Source organism: Hominimerdicola alba (assembly GCF_900112155.1).
In the GTDB taxonomy this organism is placed as follows: Bacteria; Bacillota; Clostridia; order Oscillospirales; family Ruminococcaceae; genus Hominimerdicola; species Hominimerdicola alba_D.
In genome coordinates, this window is sequence record NZ_FOKQ01000074.1 from 1 (window position 1) to 8,405 (window position 8,405).

The 8,405-nt window shown below is 40.7% G+C and carries 8 protein-coding genes; all 8 read right to left on the reverse strand.

The features are described from left to right. Window positions 1-52 precede the first annotated feature (52 nt). The 8 genes from BM265_RS18905 to BM265_RS18940 all read right to left on the reverse strand — a co-directional run bounded on the left by BM265_RS18905 (window position 53) and on the right by BM265_RS18940 (window position 8,075). Entirely contained in the window at window positions 53-265 is a 213-nt protein-coding gene (locus BM265_RS18905) for a hypothetical protein (protein ID WP_074963477.1), read from the reverse strand. 6 nt (window positions 266-271) lie between these two features. Then, on the reverse strand, window positions 272-766 hold the full coding sequence (locus BM265_RS18910; protein WP_074963478.1) for a hypothetical protein: 495 nt from the start codon (window positions 764-766) through the stop codon (window positions 272-274). A 168-nt stretch (window positions 767-934) separates the two neighbouring features. Continuing rightward, window positions 935-4,663 (reverse strand): SpaA isopeptide-forming pilin-related protein, encoded by a 3,729-nt coding sequence (locus tag BM265_RS18915; protein ID WP_207647020.1) that lies wholly within the window; start codon window positions 4,661-4,663, stop codon window positions 935-937. A gap of 159 nt (window positions 4,664-4,822) precedes the next feature. Next, window positions 4,823-5,809, reverse strand: a complete 987-nt coding sequence (locus BM265_RS18920) for a hypothetical protein (RefSeq protein ID WP_074963480.1) — start codon at window positions 5,807-5,809, stop codon at window positions 4,823-4,825. A gap of 92 nt (window positions 5,810-5,901) precedes the next feature. Next, window positions 5,902-6,567, reverse strand: coding sequence for a hypothetical protein (locus BM265_RS18925; protein WP_074963481.1), 666 nt, complete (start codon window positions 6,565-6,567; stop codon window positions 5,902-5,904). A gap of 167 nt (window positions 6,568-6,734) precedes the next feature. Further along, window positions 6,735-7,382, reverse strand: coding sequence for a DUF3849 domain-containing protein (locus tag BM265_RS18930; RefSeq protein ID WP_074963482.1), 648 nt, complete (start codon window positions 7,380-7,382; stop codon window positions 6,735-6,737). A 14-nt stretch (window positions 7,383-7,396) separates the two neighbouring features. After that, window positions 7,397-7,855 carry a hypothetical protein gene (locus BM265_RS20305; RefSeq protein WP_177219648.1) on the reverse strand — a complete coding sequence of 153 codons (459 nt, stop codon included), beginning with the start codon at window positions 7,853-7,855 and terminating at the stop codon, window positions 7,397-7,399. Continuing rightward, entirely contained in the window at window positions 7,782-8,075 is a 294-nt protein-coding gene (locus BM265_RS18940) for a hypothetical protein (RefSeq protein WP_074963484.1), read from the reverse strand. Before BM265_RS18940 ends, BM265_RS20305 begins: the two co-directional genes overlap by 74 nt. Window positions 8,076-8,405: the final 330 nt, after the last annotated feature.

The window sequence follows — 8,405 nt, forward strand, 5'->3', positions numbered from 1 at the left end:
ATAGAGGACACCTTTCTGTAGTTTGTATTACTAACTTTCGCATCGTCAGTATTTACATTCTACACTGAGGTGTTCTTTTTTGCAACCCCTTGATTTGTTTGGTTACAGGAAGCTCCATAGGCATATCACTGCAGCTGCACAATATCCAAAAAACTTTTTCAAGCTCTTTAAGAGTCAAATCCTCCTGCTTCAGAAGATCGATCCTATCTTCGGCAATTCCGCAGCGCTGGGCTTTATCTATTAGTTTTAGCTGTCCTTTTCTCATTTGTTATCACTCACTCCAAGAGATTTCATTGTAATCGTAGCAGAATGATCTGGCATTAACGTTTGCAGGAATATCAAATTTATCAGGATTGTCTTTGAGTATCTTAATAAACTCACTTTTCAAAACGTTGTCCTTTTCATAAAATTCTATTTCATTTTTTGCGAAAGGGTCAACATAATAAACTTCGTGTGCAGGATGACCATTCACCCTAAACTCCACACGGTATCTGCTGTTATTGCATATTTCCGTCGGTTTCATAACGTAACCCTTTTCTCGGTCATAGTTACAGCTGAAATACTCATCAAGGTCATGCCCGTCAATTAGTTGTGGTTCAGGATATTCATTATCCTCAGAGGAAAAGAATATTTGTTCACCTGTTGTCTTATCGAATATCAAATATTCAAAATAGACCGCCACTGCTTTTATCACTTTATCGCCATATTTAACACCTTCTCCTGCAGCGACAAACGTCTTATTAATTCCAACTCGATATTGTAACATTTGATCACTCCTATTTTTATAATGTTATCTGCTGAATGCCTGCGAATGTATAATTGGGGAGAGGGAAAACTGTGTCTATAGACACACTTTTTCGCAGGCATTCAGCAAACAAGCCGCCTTTATGGGCGGCTGTCTGCTTTTATAAGGGGGTGCTTTTTAAAGCGATGATTAGCTGTTCTTACGCTTTCTTGAAATGATCATGAGAGCGAGTGCAATTGCAGTTACAGCAAACGCACCGTTAGCAGCAACTCCGGTTGAAGGATTGCTTGTGGTGGTTAATGAAGTAGAAGGAGTTGAAGAATCAGGCTTTTTCTTGTTCTCGAAAGTAATGTTTGAAGTCTGTGCTTCAAATACTGTTACTGTCTGAGCATCAGCTACAAAATAAGCCGCAGGCACAGACTTACCGTCCTCGGTTATGGTGTATGTACCTATCGGCACACTATTGAATGTAGCTTTACCGTCCTTGTCGGTCACAGCTTCAAGCTTCACAGTTCTGCCGCTGTCAGATGTACCTTCAAGCACAAAATTAATTCCGGCGATATCTTTCATTCCCTCAGTCTGTTTCTGAATACTGATGCTGCCGGATCTTTCACCATTGAATATCTCCTTGGTTACTGTTTCAGCGTACAGCACAGTAACCTCGGTTTCTTCGGCTACCATATATGCAGTCGGTACAGTCTTTTCATCCTCTGTGATAGAGTATGTTCCAACAGGAACATTACTGAAAGTAGCCTTACCGTCCTTGTCAGTAATAGCTTCAACGTGAACATCTGTTCCGCTATCGGATACACCCTCAAGGATAAACTTGATACCCTCGATGTTTATCATACCCTCGGTTGTCTTGTGTATCTCAATGCTGCCTGTCTTTTCGTCGTTGAAAACTTCTGCGATAGATGTTTCGGCGTACAGTACATTTACTTCCTGCTTGTCAGCAACAAGGTATGCAGTAGGTACTGTTTCCTTGTCCTCTGTTATGGTGTATGTACCAACAGGCACCTTGTTGAATACTGCCTTACCATCCTTGTCGGTCACAGCTTCAAGCTTCACGGTTCTGCCGCTGTCAGATGTACCCTCAAGAACGAAATTGATATCTGCGATATTGCCCTTGTTTTTGGTGTTCTTGTGGACCTCAACAGTTCCCGACTTTTCATCGTTGTAAATCTCAGCGATAGTTGTTTCTGCGTACATAACAGATACTTCCTGTTCATCAGCCACAAGGTACGCATAAGGAACAGATTCAGCATCTTCGGTTATGGTGTATGTGCCCACAGGGATCTTCTCAAAGGTTGCAATACCGTCTGAGTTAGTAATTGCTTGTGTGTTTACTTCTGTGCCGTGGTTTGATGTACCGCTGAGTATGAAGCTTATTCCCTCAACGTTTATCATGCCCTCGGTGGTTTTATGAACTTCAATACTGCCTGTTTTTTCCTCATCGTACATTGTTATATGATTTGAGGAGCCATCTTCATTTACAGTAAACTTGATGCTTTCCGCAGTGAGGAATCCGTCAGGAGCGAGAACCTCTGTCAGAGTGTATTCCTTGCCGACTGTAAGCTTACCAATGATAGTGTGTTCAGTAGTTGTAGATGTCCATTCATCAATTATTGTACCGTTATCATCGGTTACTGTGAGTTTTGCACCTTCAAGTTCTTCTTTGGTTGTGAGAGATTTCTTGCTTATCTTTACGATTGTGGGCTTTTCGTTGATTGTGGTACGGTATTCAAGCTGTGTTCCGTCATCACTCATTTCGATAGTGATAGGTTCGCCTGAAATATATCCGTCCGGCACGTATACTTCTGTGAGTGTATATGTGTGAGCGATAGGCAGTGACTTAGGCGTTGCTGCATTACCGTTCTCATCTGTTTCCAATGTATATATGGTTTCTCCGGCTGGGATCATGTCCTTACCATTGGAACTATAAATATCTTCGTTGCAAGTCACTTCATATTTAGCACCGGCAACAGGTTCAAGTGTTTCACTGTTCTGCTTGTGAATTGATATTGAACCGCGTTTCAGTCTGTTGACGATTGTTACAGTCTTGGTTTTATTATATTCAAGAGTAACATCCTGATCCGCAGGCTGTTCATATCTGTCAGGTGTATTTTCCTCATGGATAGTATAGGTGATGAGATTGCTGTCAGTATCATAGATATCAAGATCTGAAATAACTGTAGGCTCATTACCATGTGTTACAGCAGTTCTGACGGAGCCATCACTGCCTGTGATTGTGAAATTACGGTCACCTGTTTTACCGTCCTCATGTCTCTTTTTGAGTATGAGTGTACCGGGAACATGGCTGTTAACGATGTATACATCTGTGACCTGATTAAGCAGGAGAGTTACTTCTTGATCTTCGGGCTGAACATATCTATCGGGAACATTTTCCTCATGAATTGTATATGTAATGATGTTGTTATCATCATCGTACATACGAAGATGTTCAAGTGCCGCAGGCTCATTACCGTGTGTTACAACAGTATAAGTTTCGCCGTTACCTGTTACAGTAAAGGTACGATCATCGGTGTTGCCGTCTGTATGAGTTTTGTGTAATACGAGAGAGCCGTATTTATACTCATTGTTAAAATAGAGGTCTACGGTATAATTCTTGTTGGGATCAGCTTCTGAAAGGGTAACCGTCTGTGCGCTAGGATTAACATTTCTTAAATCGTTGTTGATTTCTGAAACGGTGTATTTTATTGCTGTACCGTTATAATCATAGATATTAAGTTCGTCCAGCTTTGCTACACCGAGTTCGTTGGTTGTCAGGCGTTCTCTATGGAGAGCACCTTCTTCTATCCAACTGACCATAAATTCACGACTCTTGATTCCATCCTCAGCTGTCTTATTAATACGTATAGAACCATGTATCTCATTTTCTTTAACGGTTACGGTTTCATTCGGTTTAAGCTGATAAACATCTTTGGATACTTCATATCCGGTAGGAGCAACGAGTTCTTTGACGTAGTAAGTTCCGAGAGGAAGGCTGATTGCAGCACGACCATTAGCTTTTATGGTCATTTCATCTATCTTGTTTTTGCAAGCTTTATCCGTATAAACGCCGTATACAGCAGATGAACCATCGACTTTTGACTTTCCTACAATAGCACCTGTTCCAATTGCTATTTTCTGTATTTCAAACGTCACTTCTCTGTTTAATTTAAACGATGAAACTCTCATAGCACCTGTGTACTTACCACTTGTATCATTATTGATAACAACGCCGTATGTACTCTGTGCTTCAATTCGCCAGTGATTACCACCGTCACCATTGTCATGAATGTTTTTATCGTTGATGTATGCAGGATTTACACCTATCTTTTTCAGATAAGCTTTAACAGCTGCTTTATTCTCGAATTCGCCCATATAAATCCATGCATGATCAGTACTGCCATTCGTAGGATCACCGATAACAATAGAGCCGGGCTCTATCGTACTACCGTTTGACCTCTCCCAGTAGGGGTGATTGTTGGTACTTACTCTTATTTTTTCTATTTCCAGTGGCTTAGTTGTGCCTTTATAAGAAATAGTAGGATTGGTGTAGCTCAGCCAATGAGTAGTATCTACGGGGACGGGGTGATTCCATGCGAAACCTGATGTTGAGTAACCAAGCTTTGTCATGGTATAGTACACCAATCCTGAGCAGTCTACCCCGGCTGAACGAGTATAATTCACATCGTAAGCGACAGGTGTTTTGTTGGCATCATACATATTGTAATAGCCTTTACCACCGGCGCTTGAATAATTACCTCCAAGAAGAGTAGCTGCCTGTGCGATGATCTGATCGGCATTTGGGAAAACTGCTTCTGATGCAGCTTTTGCTTTCATCGGTTTCACTTCTGCGGTTGCAAAAGAAAAAGCGCATACAGCAGCCATTATCCCGGTGCCGATTCTCTTCAAAAATTTGCTTTTGAACATATTATCATATCCTTTCTGAATTTTAATATAAAAAAAGCATTTCCTTTTTGGCAGAATTAAGGAAATGCTTGATCTATCATATTCTCCGTGAGAAAAAGAAAAGCACCTAACATGATGTTGTTAAGTGCTTGAAATACTTATTTATGGATTCTCATACCAATCGGTTGCAATGCAACAATCATATCTATTATCATAGATATCCGATATAACATCAAGACCGTTTGGATATGAAATAATTTCGCCGTTATCTTGTGGTCCGGTAGCAGCAAATGTCTTGGGAGAGCCTGTTATATTACCTTGTGGTTCCATGTAGTAATACTGTCCATCTATGTTTACAATATTTGCTACATGACCATACCAGTCATACTTTGAAGAACGTGCAAGATAACATTCCAGTCCTGCGCCTTGTGCTACAAAGTAAGCGTTTAGCGCATACTCGATGCAGTTCCTGCCACCACAATTGTATGCGTATTCACATACAGCCTTTGCCTTGCCGTAGTCTGTACCATCGTAAGAAAGGTTTTGTCCAGCCTGATACATACCTTCATAATCAATAGGATAAAGAGTCAAGAAAACATACATCTGATCGTCTGTCATATCAATATCAACTATAGAAGTATTTGGTGTTACAGGCTCTGGAGTAGGCTCAGGTTCAGGAATATACTGTGTAGTAGTGGTTGTAGTTGTTTTCTTCACTGGCGGCTGAGTTGTAGTTGTTGTCTGTGTAGGTGCTGCCTGCTGTTGTGCCGGAGCCTGAGTAACAACATTCCCGCCACCGGAATAACCTCCGCCGTAGTTACTGTTATTTGATGACCCGGTTCGACCTGAAGATGTGACCTTTACCTTACCCGAAGTCTTTTTGCTGGTAGTAGTAGATTTTTTACTTGTTGTAGCAGCAGTCGTTTCAGCCTGGGATGAACTATCGTCCTTTTCGGTCCTGGTAGTCGTTGTAACCGCTTCACTTGTTTCTTCTGTTTCGCTTGTTGTTGTGATAGAAGAAGTGTCCTCGGCTACCGTCGTTGTGGTTCCTTCGGCAGATGTATCTGCATTATCTTTTTCGCTGATATTACCGCAGGATGTAAGCAGCATTGATATCATTACGATTATTGAAATTGTGATTCTTTTCATTTTTGGTCATCTCCTGATTGTTTTATCTAAGTATATTACATCGTCTGTAATAAATCAAGAAGTTGGTCGGGCAAGTGTGTCTATAGACACATTCAGATTGATGGTAGATTGAGTTTTGCACCCGCACCGACAAAGCGATTATAAACATACTGTTCGTTGATGTACTCCATCACCGAATACTTGACCATGTTGGAGTAGCGCACACGATCTTCTGACGGGATCTCACCATACATTTCTCGCCTGCGGACCATATCGCGGGGGACATCGGTAAGTGTCACAGATGCGTAGTAATTACTGTAATAATCATAATACGCATTCAGCGCGAAGTTTCGCTTGAATTCTTCCTGGCTAATACCTTCGTCAATGAGATACTGTAACCAGCGTATCTGTGCAGCATCACCGGACAGATACTTCATACGGTCAGTTACCATTGTATGCTGTGTCAGCATTTCATTTTCTTCAAGCATACAGCGCAGATTTGCTCTGAATATATCTTTATACCACAGAAATGCGCGGCATTGTACGTCAGAATCTATCTCGCATGAGTAATCGAACTGCGGCAGCTTGGTTGCTTTCCAAAATTCTTCACCCATAAATTCACGAACAGCTTTGTTCTCAAATCCACCGGGAGCATCATCGTTATCCGGGCTGTTCATGTATTCTTCATGCAGTTTCATCTGATCAGCGATAAATGCTTTTACTTCTTCGGGAGTGTGTTTCAGTCTCAGAATGTTCTCATCTTCGGTATTAATTTTCATACTAAGCCCACCTTTCGTTTGTTTCATATTGTTCCCCAATTATATTATATCATGAAAGCCCTGAATAAACAAGAGAAAACCTTAACAAAGATATATCTGTGCTTTTGTGCAAATTGGGAAAATTTTCCAGTTTTACTAAAAGGCGAAAATGATACTTTAAAAAATTACTATCTTCTTCCGTAACCCATTGATTCGGATTGTTCGTAGGACTGATCGTAATCATTATCTATATCCTGAGTCTGATCTATACTCCTGTTCGCTATCCTCATACGTACAACATCCGTAAAACCGTCAAGCACAGATGGGTGAGTATCACAGCCGAAGAAATCTCTATACTCTTCGATTTTTACATCATAGGCTTGTATGAAGTTATCAGCCCATGCTTTGTTCAGATCTGAAAATCTCCCGTCCCATGACTTACCGTGAATGGTAAGTGCTACCGCCTGTGCTATATCGAAGTCGCTATGATTAAGAGAAAGCTTGTCATAAGCTCCATCAAGATCGTAATGATACAGTTCATGCATTGATGCTGAGATCTCTTTATCAATGTCACTTGCTGTATTTTTCAGTGAAATACGATTTTCAATGCTTTCGTACATTATATCCTTCTCCTTTGCAGATTTAACTGCATTAAGATAATTGGTTGATACTATTGCATTACGCCATTCAATACAGCCATCGTTTGTAATGTATGGCTTTGATGCAATTAGATATGTATGTTCTGTCATAGATTGCAGTACAGCTGTATGATAAAACTGTTTCTTCAGTTCATACAGTCTACCGCTTTTATCTGTATACAGAGCATCGTCAGTCATAATTTTTCGTCTCATCAGAATTTTGTAGTATAATGAATATCATCGGCACCGATCTCGGACCGATACGCTCTTAGATATGGTCTAAGTCCGTTTTTGTTTGCCCAGCTTGTAAAATCCGAATCGGTGTCAATGAGCCGACCGTTTTTTCTTTCTCCCGGAGAAGAAGAAATGGGGAAAATCGTTCCTGCTTGCAGCATATCATTGATAGCATCATAATCAAGACTAAGCTTTTCTGTCATTATGAGATCCGTCCCGGTATCCGATACTGTACCGTATTTTATCTTCGCATTTGGCTTTTGATCCATATACTCCATTGCTGATAGATAGTAGATCGTATCTGAGGTATAAGCTATCAGTAAGCATATTTTATTCAGTTGTTTGTGGGAAAGTATCTTAACTTTATACCCTTTCACTTTGATCCGATGACCCGCCAGCATAAGGCTGAACGAGCACTTTATCAGAGTGTTGTCCATCGCTATCCTCCTTGTCCTTGTTCTCGATGTAGTGTCTTACGGATTTTGGAACTTTCTTTTTGTAAAGCTTATCAATGTGATTGTTGATGACAGCAGAGAGTTCTGCTGCCAGATCAAGAGTATCACCGTCCTCCTTTATGTAGAAGTTTATGAGTGATATCTTTTCTTCATCGATATTCAGTTCCAGCTTATCAAGTATACTTCCTGTTTTCTTTGCCATTATTCATTACTCCTCAAAATATCTTGTAAAATCTCGTAAATACTCGCGAAATCTCAGTATTTCATAAAGTTATGTTCAAGAAATGAACCAAGTTATGGATGATCCAAAGCATTGAATGCCGGATTTAACGTTATCAGGGTATAGCAAACAAAACGTCTTGAGAGATCTGTTTTGACAGCCTTGATGCGACCCATATCCGTTACGGCAGCAAACCTCCTCTGTCCAACGGGATCATTCGTCACGTGAAGTCCCAACTTCCTTCGTTCTGCCTATCCATAACAGGGCGTCGGCGCAGCTCCATTGCGAGGTCATGCCCCTTGGTAATAATTC